Below are 15,487 nucleotides of genomic sequence, written 5' to 3' on the forward strand. Positions count from 1 at the left end.
GTCGTGGCCGCCACCGTCGCCCCCGACCGACCGTGCGGCCTCCCGCATCACCGCCGAGAGGTCGAGCCCACGCCGGACGAGGCTGTGAGGTGCCCGCGAAGACACCTTCACCGCCTCGTCCTCGCCGTTCTCGTCTCCGGCCGACGCGAAGGCGACGATCGGCCTGTCGGCCCGCACCCCGTCAGTCCCGAGTGCCATCCCGGCGACGATGCCGACGATGGTTTCGCGGATCCTCGTCCCCGCGTCGAACCACTGGAGGTTCTTTTCGACGGTCACACCCTCCGATGTCACCAGCTCCAGTCCCTCCGAGAGGTTCGTTCTGTGGGTCCGGAGGAGGGTCCGCGCCCGGTCGAGGGCGTCGTCACGGTCGCCCAGACACACCGCCAGCCCCACGTCCGCCCGGTCGTACCGTGCCGTCGCGTTCAGCAGCGTCGAGAACTCGCTCACATCCCTGAGTTCGGTTCCCACCTCCTCCCGGGTGAGCGTGTAGGTCGTCCCGATCAGATCGTTCACCTGCTTGGCCGGGACGCCGCTCGCGACCGCCCGCTTGAGAAGCGCACTCGCAACCGTTCGGCGGTCGTCGTCGTCGAGATCGACCCAGCGTTTCCAGCCCGAGGAGCGTGGCCCATCGTTATCGGCCCGGAGGTCGGCGTCCAACTCCGACAGAAACGACACCGCGCCCGCCTCGTCGCCGGTGATGCCCGGGATCCGTACGTCGCTCGCGTACTGCAACAGTTTCGGGAGCGGCCGGGTCTGTCGGCCGTACATCGCCAGATCCGTCCTCTCGGCCAAGATGCCGGCCTCGACGCCCTCCTCGACGATCCCCTCGTTCGCTCCCGTGAGACCGTCGGCTCCGCCCTGCATGTCCCCGACGGCACCGACGACGGCGAGCCCAGCGAGATCCCGGTTGCCGACGTGTTCGGATTCGAGTGCCCGGGCGACGAGGTAGGTCGCACCCGCTCCCGAGAGCTCGCTCGCACCGCCCAACCCCTCCAAGAGGGGGTTGCAGTGGTAGGTCGTCTCCGCGTCGGCCGGCTGGTGGTGATCTGCGACCACCGGGGTGAACGCGTCGTCGTGTTCGACGATCACGTCGAGTTGCCCGCTCCCGAAGTCGGTGAACAACGCCGTTTCGTGGCCGGTCGCCGCGATCTTCCGGACCGCGGCCTCGTCGAGTTGCTTTTCGAAGATGGTGTCGAACGGGGTCCCCGCACGTTCGAGCGCCGTTGCTGCGACCGCGGCGCTCGTCAGGCCGTCGGCGTCGATATGCGAGGCCAGCAGGACGGACTCGGCGTCTCGGAGGCGGTCGGCACACGCCTCGGCCCGGGCGTCGAGTTCGGGGACGGGTCCCATTGCCCGGGAGTGGGTCGTCGTCGGAAATAAATCATCGGTCGGCGTCCAGCCGAGCGACCGTCTCGCGGGCCAGCGTCTCGAACGTCGCCTCCGTCGCCACCACATCGACCGCGATCCCGTGGGACCCGGCCGTCTCCCGGGTCGGCTCGCCGATGACCCCGACGACCGCCGCGTTCAACCCCTCGACGGCGTTCGCTCTGATCCCCCGCTCGGCCGCGGCGTCGAGAAAGTGTTCGACGGTCAGCGACGAGGTGAAACAGACCGCGTCGAGGTCACCCGTCGCGGCGGCCTCCGCCGAGTCCCCCGAGTCGTCGGGGCGGACCAGCCGGTAGAGCACCGTCTCGTGAACCATTGCGCCCGCGTCCCGGAGCCCCTCAGGCAGGACCGGACTGCCGTGGTCGCTCCGGGCCACCTCGACGGCCGCGCCCGCCACACGGTCGGCGAGTGTCTCGACCAAGCCGGCCGACGAGAACTCCTCGGGCACCACGTCGACGGTGTATCCTGCCGCCTCCAACGCGTCGGCCGTCTTCGGCCCGATGGCGACGACCGTCGCCGTCCCGGGCTCCCAGTCGTCGGCGACGAGTTCCGCCCCGGTCTTGCTCGTGAAAACGACGTAGTCGGCCTCGTCGGGGCAGTTCCCCGTCGGTTCGACCGCGAGCATCGGGTCGGCGACGGGGTCGACCCTGAGTGCGGACAATCGGTCTCGGGCGGCCGCCAATCGGCCGTCGTCGGGGCGGAAGGCGGCCACACGCGGGCGGTCTTTGCCGTCTCCCTCGTTCTCGTTCTCGTTCTCGTTCCCGTTCTCGTTCCTGCTCTCGCTCGTGTTCGTGTTCACTCTCACCCGTCCGCCTCCTCGCGTGCACGGTCGATCAACGCCGCTGCCCCCGCCTCTCGGAGGTCGGCCGCAAGCGCCGCGGCGGCGTCGGCGTGATCCTCGATGGGAAGATTAGCCGTCCGCTCGATCGTCTCGGTTCCGTCGAGCGACAGCACCTGCACGATGACCCGGACGTACTCCCCTTGGACGACGGCGTAAACGCCGATCGGAGCGATACACCCCCCGCCGAGTTCCGCGAGGATCGTCCGCTCGACGGTCGTCTCGACCCGCGTGACGGGGTCGTCTATCGCGCTCCGGATCGTCTCCACCGCGTCCGTCCCCGCCCGGGCGGTCACCGCAATGGCGCCCTGTCCCGGCGAGGGGACGAACCGTTCTTTGGGGAGGCGGACGGTTCCGACCGTCTCCAACAGGCCGCTTCGTTCCAGCCCCGCCTCGGCGAGAACGACCGCGTCGTACTCCGTCTCGACCGCCCGTTCCAGCGCCTGCCGTTCGAGTTCGCTCAGCGCATCGAACCACTCCTCGACCGACGCCTCGAACGCGTCCGGGTGCTCGCCCTCCGTCTCGTCCGCCGCCTCTAAGCGTTGTTGATGTTCGCGTTGAAGACCCGGCGCGAGCAACTTCTCCAAGCGCGTGTCGACGTTTCCCCGCAAGGGCTCGATCTGCAGGTCGGGGCGTTCGGCCCGCAACTGTGCCCCTCGGCGCAACGACGACGTGCCGACGGTGGCTTTCGCCGGCAGATCCTCCAGATCCACCCCGTCGCGGGTCACCAGGACGTCGCCTGCCGTCGCGCGGTCCGGCACCCCGGCGACCACCAACTCGGCCGGTGACTCCGTGGGCATGTCCTTCATCGAGTGGACGGCGGCGTCGACGTCGTCGCCGAGAACCTGCTCGTCGAGTGCCCGGACGAACGCCCCGGTTTTTCCGAGGCGGTGAATGAGTTCGTCACGGATCTCGTCGCCCCGGGTCGACACCTCGACCGTCTCGACCGTGCGGCGCCGTCCCGCCAACCGGTCGCTGACGCTCGCGGCCTGCCGGAGCGCGAGGTCGGATCCGCGCGTCGCCAGTCGTATGCTCCCGCGCGTGCTCATACCGAATCAGTCGCCCCCGAGCGTGAAAAGCCCGCCTCTTCGGATCTTCAGAGAGCGTCCTGGTACGCGTCGATCGTTCGCTGGATGTCCTTCTTCGTGTGGGCGTAGCTCACGAACTGTGACTCGTACTGGTTGGCGGTGAGAAAGATGCCGTGGTCTTTCATCTCCTGCCAGAACACCCGTTCCCAGCGGTTCGTCTCGGCGGCCGCGACGTCCGCCCCTGTCTTCGGGCAGGCGTTGTAGTTGGGACAGTCCTCCCGTTGCCGACAACCCGCCTCGCAGTGGTCCGCCCCGTCCCGGCCGTCGCGGGTGAAGATGGTCTTGAAGATGCTCCCCGTCCCGACGACGGTGTACTCCGGCGCCCGTTCCGCCAACACGTCGGTGATCCCGGCGCGCAATTGCTCGCCGAGCGCGTCGACGTGGTCGTACACGTCGTTTTCGGCGGCGTAGCGGAGGGTTTCGAGACCGGCCGCCATCGTCACCGGGTGCCCCGAAAAGGTGCCCGACTGGAACACGTCGCCGCCGGGCGTGAACTGCTCGACGATCTCTGCCCGGCCGCCGATCGCCCCGACCGGGAACCCGCCGCCGACGATCTTGCCAAGCGTCGTCAGGTCCGGCGTGACGCCGAGTTCGCTTTGAGCACAGCCGAGGCCGCCGACCCGGAAGCCGGTGATGACCTCGTCGAAGATCAAAAGCGAGCCGTACTCGTCACAAAGCTCGCGAAGCGTCTCGTGGTAGCCGTCGACCGGCATCACCACCCCCATGTTCCCGAGGATCGGTTCGGTGAGAACCGCCGCGATGTCGTGACCGTGGTTCTCAAACACGTCCGCGGCGGTGTCGGCGTCGTTAAAGGGTACGGTGATGGTGTGTTCGGCAAAGGAGTCGGGAATGCCGGGCGAAGAGGGCTGGGTACTCTCCCGATCGCCCTCGACGAGCGTCGACTCCTGTGCGCCGTGGTAGCCACCCTGCATGACGACGATCTTATCTCGGCCGGTGTACGCCCGCGCCAGGCGGACCGCGGACACCGTCGCCTCGGTGCCGGAGTTGACGAACCGCAGCATCTCCACCGAGGGAACGTGCCGGGCGACAAACTCCGCGAGGTCGACTTCCACCTCCGTCGGCGCGCCGTACATCGGTCCGGAACTGGCGTGTGACTGAACCGCCGCCTCGACCGGTTCGGGGAGGTCGTGCCCGTACAGCAGAGGGCCGTAGCCCATCACGTAGTCGAGATACCGGTTGCCATCGGCGTCGATCACGTACGCACCGTCGCCGTTTTCGACGAAGAAGGGGTACGGCATCGACGCGCGGACCGACGAGTTGACGCCACCGGCAAGCACCGACAGCGCGCGGTCGTACAGCGCCCGTGATTCGTCGTGGGTCATGCATATCGCTCCGCACCGCTTCGGAAAGAATGTACTGGGTCGTCTCGCGCAGAAACGAGTCACGCCACACGCCGCCGGCGCGACCGGCCGCTCCGCCGGAGCAGACCGCGCCGTCCTCCGTGCCCCTGTGGACCTGAATCGCGTTGTCGACGTCCGGAAGAAAAACTCCCGCCGTCGCCGGAGTCGCGACGATGGTCCACACAGAGGAACCGCTGACGTAGCCGAACGACTCGGAGCCACCCACAACCATTCCGGAGACGCCCGCGCCGCGTCGCGGTAGCCACCCGGGTCAGCCGTCGGCGGCGACGTCTTCGGCGAAGTACGTGACGATCAGATCGGCCCCCGCGCGCTTGAGCGAGAGCAGGGACTCCCGCGCCACGGCGTCGAGGTCGAGCCACCCTTTTTCGGCGGCGGCATGGAGCATCGCGTACTCGCCGCTGACGTTGTATGCAGCGACCGGGTGGTCGAACTCCCGGCGGATCTCGCGCACCACGTCGAGATACGGGAGTCCGGGCTTGATCATCAACACGTCCGCGCCCTGTTCGACGTCGAGGCGCACCTCCCGGAGCGCCTCGCGGCCGTTCGCGGGGTCCATCTGGTAGTGACGACGGTCACCGAAGGCGGGCGCACCGTCCGCGGCGTCCCGGAACGGACCGTAGAAGGCGCTCTCGTATTTCGCGGCGTAGGACATGATCGCCACGTCGTCGAAGCCGGCGTCGTCGAGGCCCTCCCGGATCACGCCGACCATCCCGTCGGTCATACTGGAGGGAGCGACCATCTCCGCGCCGGCCTCGGCGTGTGAGACCGCGGTCCGAGCGAGGAGGTCGAGCGTCGCGTCGTTGTCGACGGTCAGCGTCGGCGCCTCGCGGGCGTCGGGTTCCAACACCCCGCAGTGGCCGTGGTCGGTGTACTCACAGAGACAGACGTCCGTAATCACCGTTGCGTCGGTTTCGGCGGTGATCGCTCGCGTCGCCCGCTGGACAACGCCGTCCTGCGCCCACGCCCGACTCCCCTCCGCGTCCTTCGACTCGGGGATGCCGAAAAGCATCACCGCCTCGACGCCCGTCGACACCACCTCCTCAACGCGGTCGACCGCGCCGTCGACGGGAACCCGTTCCTGCCCGGGCATCGACTTTATCGGGATCCTCTCGTCGGTCGTCGCGTCGACAAACACGGGGGCGACGAGGTCGGTCGCTTCGAGACCGGTCTCGCTGACCAGCGAGCGGACGCCGTCGCGGCGCAGTCGTCGCGGTCGGTCGCGGTTGGTCATCGTCGGTTGTGTCGGTCGGAACGGGCAAAACCCCGTCGCTCCCCGCGCCGTGACACAACCGCTATGATCCTCGATGTCACACGTCGGGTCGTGTTCGTCTCCCTCCAGATCGCGCGGCTGCCCGACGGCCTCCGAGACCTGCTTGCGACCGACTACGGACTGCTGGTGCTTCTCGGTGTGTTCGTTCTCGAAGGAGCGATGCTTCTCTACGTCGTTCCGAGCGAACTCGTGGTGCCGGGCGCACTCGCCTTGTTGGGGGGTTCGGCCGGTACCGCCGTTACCGTCGTCGCCGTCGCCGTCGTCGGCGCGACCGTCGGCCAGTACGCGTTGTTCTCGCTCGCCAAGCGCGTCGGCCGGGAGCGACTCCTCCGTTCGCGGTGGTTCCGCGTCAGCGACGACGCGCTTGCCCGCTTCGAGAACTGGTTCGACCGGTGGGGACCGGTCGTCGTCCCCGTGACCAACACGCTCCTGTTCACCCGTGGGATGGTGACCGTCCCCGCAGGGTTGGCCGACATGGGCGACCGGCAGTTCGTTCTCCTGTCGGCGCTCGGGACCCTCTCGTTTCAGTCGATCCTGGCCGGACTGTACCTCTGGTTCGATACCGTGCTCTGAGACGGTGAAAAGTCCTCACTCGGTTCGGTCGATGTCGATCTTTTCGCGGAGCGCGGCGAGGTCGTCGGACTCCGCGAGTTCCTCCAAGCGCTCACGGAAGTGATTCTCGCAGAGGCCGACCCGGATACCCTCCTTTTCGGCTGCGTAGGCGGCCTCGCGGTCGCAGTAGTGGCAGTTCATACCGTTTGTAAGGCCTCCCCCAGGTTTAACCCTGCGCATCCGGCAGACGTGCCGCAATGCGAGCGTACGCCGCCGCCGAGAGGCCGGCGATCCCGAGACGGTCGCCGTGGGCGTCGCTCCCTCCGGTCCCCAGTAGATCGTGTTTCTCGATGGCCCGGTCGAGTCTCGTCTCGTCGACCGTGTCGTTGTAGGGGTAGTATCGCTCGACCGCGTCGAGGCCGGTCACGAGATCGAGTGTGGCTTCGGTGTCTGCGTACCGGAACGGGTGCGCGAGCGAGACGATCGGACACGCCGCCGAGAGAAGCGCCACCCCTCGCTCGACCGGCGGCACCGCTCGTGGGACGTAACACGGCCCGTCGTCGCCGATCAGTCGGTCGAACGCGCCGCTGTAATCGCAGTCGGCGTCGCTCTCCTCAACGGCGCGGGCGATGTGCGGGCGGCCGACCCCCGGTTCGAGCGACACGTCGAGGTCGACGCCCAGTCGCGCCTCGACCCGGTCGGTCATCCGGCGGGCCCGGATCACCCGGTCGGTCTGGATCCGGTCGAGTTCGGCCCGCAGTTCCGGCGTTTCCTCGACACCGTAGCCGAGAAGGTCGACCCGACCCGCCGTCGTCTCAACCTGTAGTTCGACCCCCCGGATCACCGTCACACCGTCCCGGACGGTCACGGGGGTCTCCAACCCCGGATGAATCCGGTCGTGGTCGGTGACCGCAACGACCTCGACGCCGGCCCGCTGTGCAGCGGCCGGCACCTCCCGGAGTGATAACCGGCCGTCGGAGGCCGTCGTGTGCACGTGCAGGTCGGCAACCACGCCCATACCGTTTCCTTTCGGTCCCGGGCGATATGGCTTGTGCCGTTCGACCCGTGGTACCGGTTCACGCGAGACGGCGTACCAACCAAGGATGATTAAAGACTTCTCGCTGGTTAAGGTCGTGAATGGAAAACCATTATAGTTATCGACTGTGTGGGTTACGGTGATGAAGTTCAACGGCACCGGCGAAATGATCGACGCCCTCGAGTACCCGACGACAACCGACGAGATCATCGACGAGCACGGTCAACACGAGATCGAACTCCAACGCGGCACCGAACGTGTCGGCGACGTGCTCGCCCGACTGGCGAACGAGGAGTTCGAGTCGCCCGAGGAGGTCCGGCTTTCGGTCCGCTCGGCGGTCGGTCACAAGGCGATCGGTCGGCGTTTCTACAGCGACCGTGACCCGACGGCGCTCGGCGAGTCGGGACCGACGCCGTTGTCGCTTTAATCCAGCACCGAGTCCAGTTCCAACGGAACCGACCCTTTGGTGTACCCCGACACCTCCCCATCCGGCCGCATCCGGTAGACCACCGCAGGCCGGTGGCCAACGTCCGGTCGTCCGTTGGCGACCGCCGCCCAGTCGTCGTCGGGGAACGATGAGCAGTCTACGAACAGAACGACGCCGCCCGCGTGGGCGGCCAACTGTCCGTTCGCGTCCGTTTTCGTCTTCGCCGTGTCCCGAACCGCCGCCCCCGGAGTCCCGGCGGCCCGACGGTTCGGCGGCAACGGCCGTGTCACCTCGACCAGCGGTTGTTCGCCCGCCTCGCTTCGTGCTTTGAAATCGATCGAGTGTCCGGTCGTCACCTCGATTTCGGGTTCGACGCCGTAGCCGGCGTCGACGAGGAGTTTCGCCGTGTTGAACTCGCCCATCGTCGCCGCCATCCGCGTCAGATCGAGATGCTCCGAGGTGCCGAGTTTGCTCGCCATCGTCTCCCGGTCGTCGTCGAGAACGCCCTCGGCGAGAACGGACTCGTAAAACGCGAGTACCTCGTCGCGGTCGGCGTCGGGAAAGCCCGCCTCGTGTTCCGCGAAGAACTCACGGGTCGTCCACCGGCCATCCTTCGAGAGAAAAACGGGGAGAAAGAACCACGAGAGATGGGGGTACTCCGCCAGCCAGGGCGACTGCTCGTGGAGTTCCGCGCGGAGTTCCCGTTCGGCCCAGTCGGCAACACCCTCGGGAACCTCGTCGAAGCCGTACTTGTCGGTCCGCCAGAGCGTCTCGGGGGTCTCCGTATTCCCCAACCAGTAGCCCCCGTCGTTCCAACAAAAGAGGGCGGTGTCGCCGTTGTCCACGTCGAATCGGCGGGCGTCGTACCCCTCCGGCGGTTTGAACCACGGCCGTCGGCTGGTCGCGCCAAGGTTGGCGTCCAACGGTTCGAACACCTCGGTCCGGACCGTGTCGTCGGTCCAGCGGCCGGGAGCGTACCGGAAGCGAAGGGGTCGTGCCACAACCCCTGTACGTTGCCGGACGGTTTACACGTTCCGCGTCGACCACGCCCGTCGGGGACACCCGCCGACCTCCGAGCCACCGGACACCACGTCGGCGGGTGTTGTCGACGGTGACGACCACAACCGACACCGAAAGTGTCGGGGACCGATCGGGGTTTGACACCGACAGCCCGGAGTTTTTTTACACGACCCGGAGAAGGGGGTTCGCTTTCCGGTCGAGACGCTCCTGTGCCGGTTCAAGCGGCCACGGCGGTGGCCTCGCGGTCACGTTCCGCCTTGACCGGTTCGGAGCAGCAGTGTCGCCGCCGCCGACGCGACGGTCACGCCCGTGGCGTAACAGACCAGGACGCCCAGCAGTAGCGCGCCGTCGGCTCGACGGGTGTCGTACTGTGGATCCGGTCGTCGTGGACCCCTACCGGGTTCCTCGGCCGGGCGACGGGCGGCCACACGACGCGACACGGGCCACTGATCGGCGATCCGGCCCGAGACACGACGGGCCGCGGAGGCGACACCGGCACCGAGAGAACGACGACCACGCTCATATCAGGCCGTGGCTCGGCACCGGGTACTCGTTCGTACCGGCCGACCCGCAACCATTTCCCTCTCGGTCCGTTCGGTTCGACCGATGAGTTCCGATCCCTGTGACAACTGTGGGACGGACGTGCCCGTCGCCGGCGGCGCCGGGAACTTCTGGACGTTCGACGCGGAGTCGACCGGCGGAATCACGCTCGAACTCGCCGACGGCACGGAGCATTTCCTTTGTTTCGACTGTATCGAGCGCCTCCCCGACGACCGAGACGTGACCGCCGAGGACGTGGCGGCGTTGTCCGAATAGAATCGTTTACCTGGGGCGGCCGGTAGAACCCACCGTGGACCCCGACCGTATCCGCCCGTCGTTTCCCGCCCCGACGTTCCGTGGCAATCAAGCGACCGCCATTGACGCAGTCCGCGACGCCTTCGCCGCGGGCAACGACGTGGTTCTCGTCCGCGCCCCGACGGGGAGCGGAAAGTCCCTCTTGGCCCGCGCCGTCGCCGGCGCGGCCCGAACGCCCGACGAGGCCGACCCGGCGGAGGCGACGGGTGCGTACTACACGACGCCGCAGGTCTCCCAACTGGACGACGTGGCGGCGGATGATCTGCTCGACGACCTCAACGTGATCCGTGGAAAGGGAAACTACACCTGCATCCTGCCCGACGAGACGACGACGCCGGTCGACCGAGCCCCCTGTGCCCGCGAGTCGGGATACGACTGCACGGTACAACACCGGTGTCCCTACTACGCCGACCGCGCCATCGCTTCCAGCCGATCCATCGCCGCGATGACGCTCGCGTATTTCATGCAGACCGCCGGCTCCGAGGTGTTCGGTCGGCGTGACGTGGTCGTTATCGACGAGGCCCACGGCCTCGCGGAGTGGGCCGAGATGTACGCCACCGTTTCCCTTCAACCGTCGGCCGTCCCCGTCTGGGACGAGGTGGGCGTCCCCGACGTGACCGCGGCCGACGACCCGGTCGACCGGACCGCGCGATTCGCGGAGACGCTCGCCGGTGTCTGTGAACGCGCGGCCGAGGCAATGACCGCGAGCGACGAACTCACGCCCGCGGAGGCCGCCCGTCGGGACCGGTTGCGGGAGCTTCGCTCGGAACTTCGGTGGTTCGTCTCCGACCACCGCGACCCGACGAGCGCAACGACGTGGGTCGTCGATCAACCCGACGGCGAGGGGACGGCGATAACGATCAAACCTCTCGACCCCGAGCGGTATCTCCACTACACCGTCTGGGATCGGGGGAACCGGTTCGCGCTTTTGTCGGCGACCATCCTCGATAAGGCGGCGTTCTGCCGGGGTGTCGGGCTCGACCCCGCTAACGTCGCTCTTGTCGACGTGTCCCACACGTTTCCCCTCGAGAACCGTCCGCTGTCCGACGTAACGCAAGGAAAGATGACCTACGACCACCGAGACGAGACGTTACCCGACGTGGCACGCCTACTCGTCCGCCTGATGGCGCGCCACGCCGACCAGAAGGGCCTGATCCATTGTCATTCCTACGCGATCCAGGAGCGGTTGGCCGACCGGCTAGCCGGTTTCGGCGTTGACGCCCGGGTTCGCGCCCACGGCCGCGCGGACCGCGACCGGGCGCTGGAAGACTGGAAGGCGGCCGACGCTCCCGACGTGTTTCTCTCGGTAAAGATGGAGGAGGCACTCGATCTGCGGGGCGACCTGGCGCGCTGGCAGGTGTTGTGCAAGGCGCCCTACCTCAACACGTCGGACTCGCGGGTCGCCCGCCGCCTCGAAGAAGGGCAGTGGGCGTGGTACCACCGGACCGCGCTCCGGACGGTGATCCAAGCCGCGGGACGGATCGTCCGCGCGCCGGACGACTACGGCACGACGTACCTCGCGGATTCGAGCCTTCTCGACGTGTTCGACCGCGCCCGTGACGACATGCCGGCCTGGTTCGCCGACGCGGTCGACCGGTCGACCCGACCCGACCTCCCGCCGTTCGATCCCGAGGCGGCACTCGCCGGCGTCGATGCGGTGCCCGACGCCGGCGCGGGCGGACCGCCCCGGTCCCGCTCCGCCTCGACGACGCGGGACACGACGGCCGACCCCGAGGACAGCGCCGGCGACGACCATCCGCTCTCGGACGTGTGGGGTGAGTAGCCGCCACGGCGATCCCCGGGTGCAACAGACCGTGTGGCTTGATACGGTTCGTCTCACGCGCGGCCTCGATGCCCGCGAGTCGCCTCAGTGCGGTGCCGACCCCGTTCCGTAGCGAACCCCTCTCGTTCACGCCGGCGTGACAGTCCGGCCGTCCGGGAACGGCGACGTCGGCGGCGCTCGGCCCGAACGGTAGCCACGAACCCAGGTCACCCGGGACCGGTCGGTTCGGACTACTCGGGCATCACGAACAGACCGGTTCGTGTCTTGACAACGGGCGTCGTCTCCGCGTCGGAATCGAAAAAGTCGGGTCGCGGGATCGTTTTTGCGGCGTACGTCTCGGGATCGAGCACCTGCACCGCGTGGTCGTCCTCGACGGCGACAACCGTTGTCTCGACGGCGTCCTCTCGGGTCGCCACCCGTCTGGCGTCCGATCCCTCGTCGTCGAACGGCGCCTCGTAGGCGTCGCCCGTGGCCAGGCGAATACCCTTCAGATTCCCGCTGACACTCCGGACGAGAACGGGGCCGTCGCCGTCGCCGGGGTCGATCACGTCGGCTGGCGTGAACTCGGGGAGCCGAACCGCGTACGTGACCCGGTACACCTCGTTGCCGTCGCTGTCCTCCGTGACGAGGGTCGGATAACTTTCGACACTCCCGCCGAGTTCGCGGACGATTCGGGTGGCAACGCCCTGTCCCATCTGTGTCGTCGAGATGCGGATGTCGACGCCGTCGTCGACCGCCTCGACCTCGGTAATGAACGCGTTCCGGTCGCCGGCCGCCTCCCGGTCTCCGATGTACGATTCGGCTATCTCGACCGCCCGATCCCGTTCCTCCGGTGTCGGTGTCCGACCGTCGGCCCGGACCTGCACGGTTGCGTTGTAGTAGCCACCGGCGATGCGACCACACCGGTCGCAGGTGCCCCGGGAGATCTTCACGGGAACAACGACCGTTTCTTCGAGGGGTGTCTCACGGATCACACCCGTGAACTGGCAGTGCATCCGGATCGTGTTCTCGTCGACCTGTTCGGGGTCGACCGCCCATGTAACGTCCCGGGCGTTGACATGGACCCCGAGGGCCTCGCTCACCTCGTCGACGGCGACGTCGGTGTAGTCGCGGGCATCGACGTCCAACCACCGGTTCCCACGACGGATGGCGCCACACCCGGAACAGACAAGCACCTCGATCCGGTCCGGCGCGTCGACGAGGTCGAAGTCCTCGAAGTAACAGGTGTCACAGAGGCGGCGGTCCCGGTCGCGGGGCGCGCCCGGCAACGGTTCGGGACGCGCCGGCACCGGATCGCCACAACGGGGACAGAACTCCCGGGAGTCGGCGTCGCTCATCGCTCCGTCGTAGTCGGTCCCGGCGGTTAAGCCCCCCGACACACGTCGGGCGATAAGGTTTACCGGCGTCCGCCTGTAGAATCGGATATGGAGTGGAAACCCGACTGGGGGCTTCGGGGCCGGATGGTCCTCACGATGTTCCTGCTGTTCGTCCTCTACATCGCCTTCGTTGCGGTCCTCTCGCAGTACATGGGACTGTTCGCCGTCGTTCTCGTGATGGGACTGTTCTCGCTCGGGCAGTTCTTTTTCAGCGACCGACTGGCGTTGTACAGCATGGGTGCGAGACGCGTCGACGCCGACGAATACCCCCGTCTGCACGCCATGGTCGACCGACTCTGTCAACAGGCGGACCTTCCGAAACCCGACATCGCCGTCGCGGACACGAAGATGCCCAACGCCTTTGCGGCCGGTCGCTCACAGAAGAACTCGACCGTCTGTGTCACCGAGGGGCTTCTCCGAACCCTCGACGAGGAGGAACTCGAAGGCGTCATGGCCCACGAACTCGCCCACGTGAAAAACCGGGACGTGATGGTGATGACGGTCGCTTCCTTTCTCTCGACGCTCGCGTTCATGATCGTGCGGTGGGGCTGGCTGTTCGGCGGCGGTCGCAACCGCCAGGGCGGGGGCGGCGTCGTTGTGGCCATCGTTGTCTCGCTTGTCGTCTGGATCGTCTCCTTTCTGCTCATTCGGGCGCTCTCGCGGTACCGCGAGTACGCCGCCGACCGCGGGGCCGCCGCGATCACCGGCCAACCGTCGGCCCTCGCCGCCGCGCTCCTGAAAATCTCCGGTCGCATGGACGACGTCCCCGACCGAGACCTCCGCGAGCAGTCCGAGATGAACGCGTTTTTCGTCATTCCGCTTCGGAGCGGCGTCGTCGGTCGCCTGTTTTCGACGCACCCGCCAACGGAGAAGCGTGTCGACCGCCTCCGCGACCTCGAAGGCGAGATGGAACGCCGATAATGGGGCTGTTCGACACCCTCCGGTCTGTGCTCGGCGTCCGGACCGACGCCGACGCGACCCGCGACGCCGACCCCGAGGATCTGTTCGGCATGAGCACCGCCTACGTCACCATGGAGGCCGACCTCGACTTCGTCCCCGTCGACGCCGCGGCGCTTTGTTTCTCCTCGGTCGACAGCACCGACTTCGATGCGACCGTCGACGACGTCGAGGAGATCCTCCGGGCGGGCGGGGCCGAGACCGGCACGACCTTCCACCGCCACGAGGACGACCACGGCTACCGCTGGGTCGTTCTCGAGGACGACGACCCCGAGGACCTCGTGACGAGCGTCCACTTCGCCGCCGATACCTTTGTGGAACGGGGGTACGGCTCCCGACTCTTGGCCGCCGCCTTCGGGTTCGAGCGCTCCCGCGACGGGATCCGTGCCTACTGGCTCTACTCCTTCCGGCGTGGGGCGTACTACCCCTTCGTCCCGACGGGCGATCACGAACGCGACAACCGACTGGAGTTCAAACTCCAGTCCGTTCTCGACGGCGAACTCGACGTTGAAAAAGACGAGAGCTACTGGTACCCGCTGTGGCCCGGCGACGACGGTGGCCACCCGTGGACGTGACGCGTCACCGATAAGATAAGAACTCTTGTTGCCCCGTGTGCCCGAAGCCTGCGCCGTCGCGTCGTTTTACTTTCACCGTGGTGTTAACGAGGCTTTATGTACGGAGGGGCACAACCCGATTCACATGGCAGAAGACGACCTCGAGGACCTTCCCGGCGTGGGACCGGCAACGGCGGACAAACTGATCGACGCGGGGTTCGAGAGCTATCAGAGCATCGCGGTGGCGAGTCCCGCGGAACTCTCGAACACGGCCGATATCGGCGAGTCGACGTCGAGTGACATTATCAATGCGGCCCGAGAGGCGGCGGATGTCGGCGGGTTCGAGAGCGGGGCGGCCGTACTCGAACGCCGCGAACAGATCGGCAAACTCACCTGGAACGTCCCCGAGGCCGACGACCTCCTCGGCGGCGGCGTCGAGACACAGTCGATCACCGAGGTGTACGGCGAGTTCGGTGCCGGCAAGTCACAGGTCACCCACCAACTCTCGGTCAACGTCCAGTTGCCACAGGAGCACGGTGGCCTCCATGGGAGCGCCATCTTTGTCGACAGCGAGGACACGTTCCGGCCGGAGCGGATCGACGACATGGTGCGGGGCCTCGACGACGAGACCATCCAGGCGACGATGGACGACCGTGGCATCGAGGGATCGCCCGGCGACGAGGACGCGATGGAGGCACTCGTCACCGACGTCCTAGACAAGATTCACGTCGCGAAGGCGTTCAACTCCAACCACCAGATCCTGCTTGCCGAGAAGGCAAAGGAACTCGCGAGCGAACACGAGGACTCCGAGTGGCCGGTTCGCCTGCTCAACGTCGACTCGCTCACCGCACACTTCCGCGCCGAGTACGTCGGCCGCGGTGAACTCGCCGACCGCCAGCAGAAACTCAACAAACACCTCCACGATCTGATGCGTATCGGTGACCTCTACAACGCCGCCGTTCT

General features: G+C 67.3%; 17 protein-coding genes. 7 read left to right on the forward strand and 10 right to left on the reverse strand.

The window, feature by feature from the left end; translation table 11 throughout:
- The 5 genes from Q0925_RS11345 to hemB all read right to left on the reverse strand — a co-directional run.
- The coding region (locus tag Q0925_RS11345; protein ID WP_299335572.1) for a single-stranded-DNA-specific exonuclease RecJ at positions 1-1,350 on the reverse strand (1,350 nt) is incomplete at its 3' end.
- Between the two features lie 31 nt (positions 1,351-1,381).
- Positions 1,382-2,098 carry a uroporphyrinogen-III synthase gene (locus Q0925_RS11350; RefSeq protein WP_299335608.1) on the reverse strand — a complete coding sequence of 239 codons (717 nt, stop codon included), beginning with the start codon at positions 2,096-2,098 and terminating at the stop codon, positions 1,382-1,384.
- An 89-nt stretch (positions 2,099-2,187) separates the two neighbouring features.
- Complete coding sequence (hemC, locus tag Q0925_RS11355) at positions 2,188-3,273, reverse strand: hydroxymethylbilane synthase (protein ID WP_299335575.1); 1,086 nt, start codon at positions 3,271-3,273, stop codon at positions 2,188-2,190.
- Positions 3,274-3,320: 47 nt separating this feature from the next.
- Positions 3,321-4,655 carry a glutamate-1-semialdehyde 2,1-aminomutase gene (hemL, locus tag Q0925_RS11360; protein ID WP_299335577.1) on the reverse strand — a complete coding sequence of 445 codons (1,335 nt, stop codon included), beginning with the start codon at positions 4,653-4,655 and terminating at the stop codon, positions 3,321-3,323.
- A gap of 289 nt (positions 4,656-4,944) precedes the next feature.
- Positions 4,945-5,925 (reverse strand): porphobilinogen synthase, encoded by a 981-nt coding sequence (gene hemB, locus Q0925_RS11365; RefSeq protein WP_299335580.1) that lies wholly within the window; start codon positions 5,923-5,925, stop codon positions 4,945-4,947.
- Positions 5,926-5,988: 63 nt separating this feature from the next.
- Here hemB and Q0925_RS11370 point away from each other — a divergent pair, with 63 nt between their 5' ends.
- Complete coding sequence (locus Q0925_RS11370; protein ID WP_299335582.1) at positions 5,989-6,537, forward strand: DedA family protein; 549 nt, start codon at positions 5,989-5,991, stop codon at positions 6,535-6,537.
- Positions 6,538-6,552: 15 nt separating this feature from the next.
- Here Q0925_RS11370 and Q0925_RS11375 read toward each other — a convergent pair whose 3' ends face one another.
- Both Q0925_RS11375 and Q0925_RS11380 read right to left on the reverse strand, forming a co-directional pair.
- On the reverse strand, positions 6,553-6,717 hold the full coding sequence (locus Q0925_RS11375; protein ID WP_251328844.1) for a DUF6757 family protein: 165 nt from the start codon (positions 6,715-6,717) through the stop codon (positions 6,553-6,555).
- Between the two features lie 25 nt (positions 6,718-6,742).
- On the reverse strand, positions 6,743-7,534 hold the full coding sequence (locus Q0925_RS11380) for a PHP domain-containing protein (RefSeq protein WP_299335588.1): 792 nt from the start codon (positions 7,532-7,534) through the stop codon (positions 6,743-6,745).
- 160 nt (positions 7,535-7,694) lie between these two features.
- Between Q0925_RS11380 and Q0925_RS11385 the strand changes: the two genes are divergently transcribed.
- A complete protein-coding gene (locus Q0925_RS11385; RefSeq protein WP_299335590.1) occupies positions 7,695-7,979 on the forward strand; it encodes a DUF5789 family protein in 285 nt (94 codons plus the stop codon).
- On the opposite strand, the gene Q0925_RS11390 is transcribed toward Q0925_RS11385, so the two are convergent.
- Both Q0925_RS11390 and Q0925_RS11395 read right to left on the reverse strand, forming a co-directional pair.
- Entirely contained in the window at positions 7,976-8,980 is a 1,005-nt protein-coding gene (locus tag Q0925_RS11390; protein ID WP_299335592.1) for a DUF5784 family protein, read from the reverse strand. The two genes, Q0925_RS11385 and Q0925_RS11390, sit on opposite strands and share 4 nt — an antisense overlap.
- 264 nt (positions 8,981-9,244) lie before the next feature.
- Positions 9,245-9,427: a hypothetical protein gene (locus Q0925_RS11395; RefSeq protein ID WP_299335595.1), complete on the reverse strand. Its 183-nt coding sequence runs from the start codon at positions 9,425-9,427 to the stop codon at positions 9,245-9,247.
- A 178-nt stretch (positions 9,428-9,605) separates the two neighbouring features.
- Here Q0925_RS11395 and Q0925_RS11400 point away from each other — a divergent pair, with 178 nt between their 5' ends.
- Both Q0925_RS11400 and Q0925_RS11405 read left to right on the forward strand, forming a co-directional pair.
- Positions 9,606-9,815 carry a DUF7561 family protein gene (locus tag Q0925_RS11400; RefSeq protein WP_299335597.1) on the forward strand — a complete coding sequence of 70 codons (210 nt, stop codon included), beginning with the start codon at positions 9,606-9,608 and terminating at the stop codon, positions 9,813-9,815.
- A 34-nt stretch (positions 9,816-9,849) separates the two neighbouring features.
- Positions 9,850-11,637 carry an ATP-dependent DNA helicase gene (locus Q0925_RS11405; RefSeq protein WP_299335599.1) on the forward strand — a complete coding sequence of 596 codons (1,788 nt, stop codon included), beginning with the start codon at positions 9,850-9,852 and terminating at the stop codon, positions 11,635-11,637.
- 230 nt (positions 11,638-11,867) lie between these two features.
- Here Q0925_RS11405 and Q0925_RS11410 read toward each other — a convergent pair whose 3' ends face one another.
- Positions 11,868-12,974, reverse strand: a complete 1,107-nt coding sequence (locus Q0925_RS11410; protein WP_299335610.1) for a 60S ribosomal export protein NMD3 — start codon at positions 12,972-12,974, stop codon at positions 11,868-11,870.
- Positions 12,975-13,061: 87 nt separating this feature from the next.
- Between Q0925_RS11410 and htpX the strand changes: the two genes are divergently transcribed.
- The 3 genes from htpX to radA form a co-directional block, all read left to right on the forward strand.
- On the forward strand, positions 13,062-13,934 hold the full coding sequence (gene htpX / locus Q0925_RS11415) for a zinc metalloprotease HtpX (RefSeq protein WP_299335602.1): 873 nt from the start codon (positions 13,062-13,064) through the stop codon (positions 13,932-13,934).
- A complete protein-coding gene (gene pspAB / locus Q0925_RS11420; RefSeq protein ID WP_299335604.1) occupies positions 13,934-14,545 on the forward strand; it encodes a PspA-associated protein PspAB in 612 nt (203 codons plus the stop codon). Before htpX ends, pspAB begins: the two co-directional genes overlap by 1 nt.
- A 124-nt stretch (positions 14,546-14,669) precedes the next feature.
- Positions 14,670-15,487, forward strand: an 818-nt coding sequence (radA, locus tag Q0925_RS11425; protein WP_299335606.1) for a DNA repair and recombination protein RadA, incomplete at its 3' end; no start/stop codon positions are given.

The organism is Haloplanus sp. (assembly GCF_028275055.1).
Classification (GTDB): domain Archaea; phylum Halobacteriota; class Halobacteria; order Halobacteriales; family Haloferacaceae; genus Haloplanus.

Coding starts and splice junctions, on each gene's coding strand:
- Q0925_RS11370 (WP_299335582.1), top strand. CDS start 5,989: ATGATCCTCGATGTCACACGTCGGGTCGTGTTCGTCTCCCTCCAGATC.
- pspAB (WP_299335604.1), top strand. CDS start 13,934: ATGGGGCTGTTCGACACCCTCCGGTCTGTGCTCGGCGTCCGGACCGAC.
- Q0925_RS11400 (WP_299335597.1), top strand. CDS start 9,606: ATGAGTTCCGATCCCTGTGACAACTGTGGGACGGACGTGCCCGTCGCC.
- htpX (WP_299335602.1), top strand. CDS start 13,062: ATGGAGTGGAAACCCGACTGGGGGCTTCGGGGCCGGATGGTCCTCACG.
- Q0925_RS11380 (WP_299335588.1), bottom strand. CDS start 7,534: ATGGGCGTGGTTGCCGACCTGCACGTGCACACGACGGCCTCCGACGGC.
- hemB (WP_299335580.1), bottom strand. CDS start 5,925: ATGACCAACCGCGACCGACCGCGACGACTGCGCCGCGACGGCGTCCGC.
- Q0925_RS11375 (WP_251328844.1), bottom strand. CDS start 6,717: ATGAACTGCCACTACTGCGACCGCGAGGCCGCCTACGCAGCCGAAAAG.
- hemC (WP_299335575.1), bottom strand. CDS start 3,273: ATGAGCACGCGCGGGAGCATACGACTGGCGACGCGCGGATCCGACCTC.
- hemL (WP_299335577.1), bottom strand. CDS start 4,655: ATGACCCACGACGAATCACGGGCGCTGTACGACCGCGCGCTGTCGGTG.
- Q0925_RS11385 (WP_299335590.1), top strand. CDS start 7,695: ATGAAGTTCAACGGCACCGGCGAAATGATCGACGCCCTCGAGTACCCG.
- Q0925_RS11410 (WP_299335610.1), bottom strand. CDS start 12,974: ATGAGCGACGCCGACTCCCGGGAGTTCTGTCCCCGTTGTGGCGATCCG.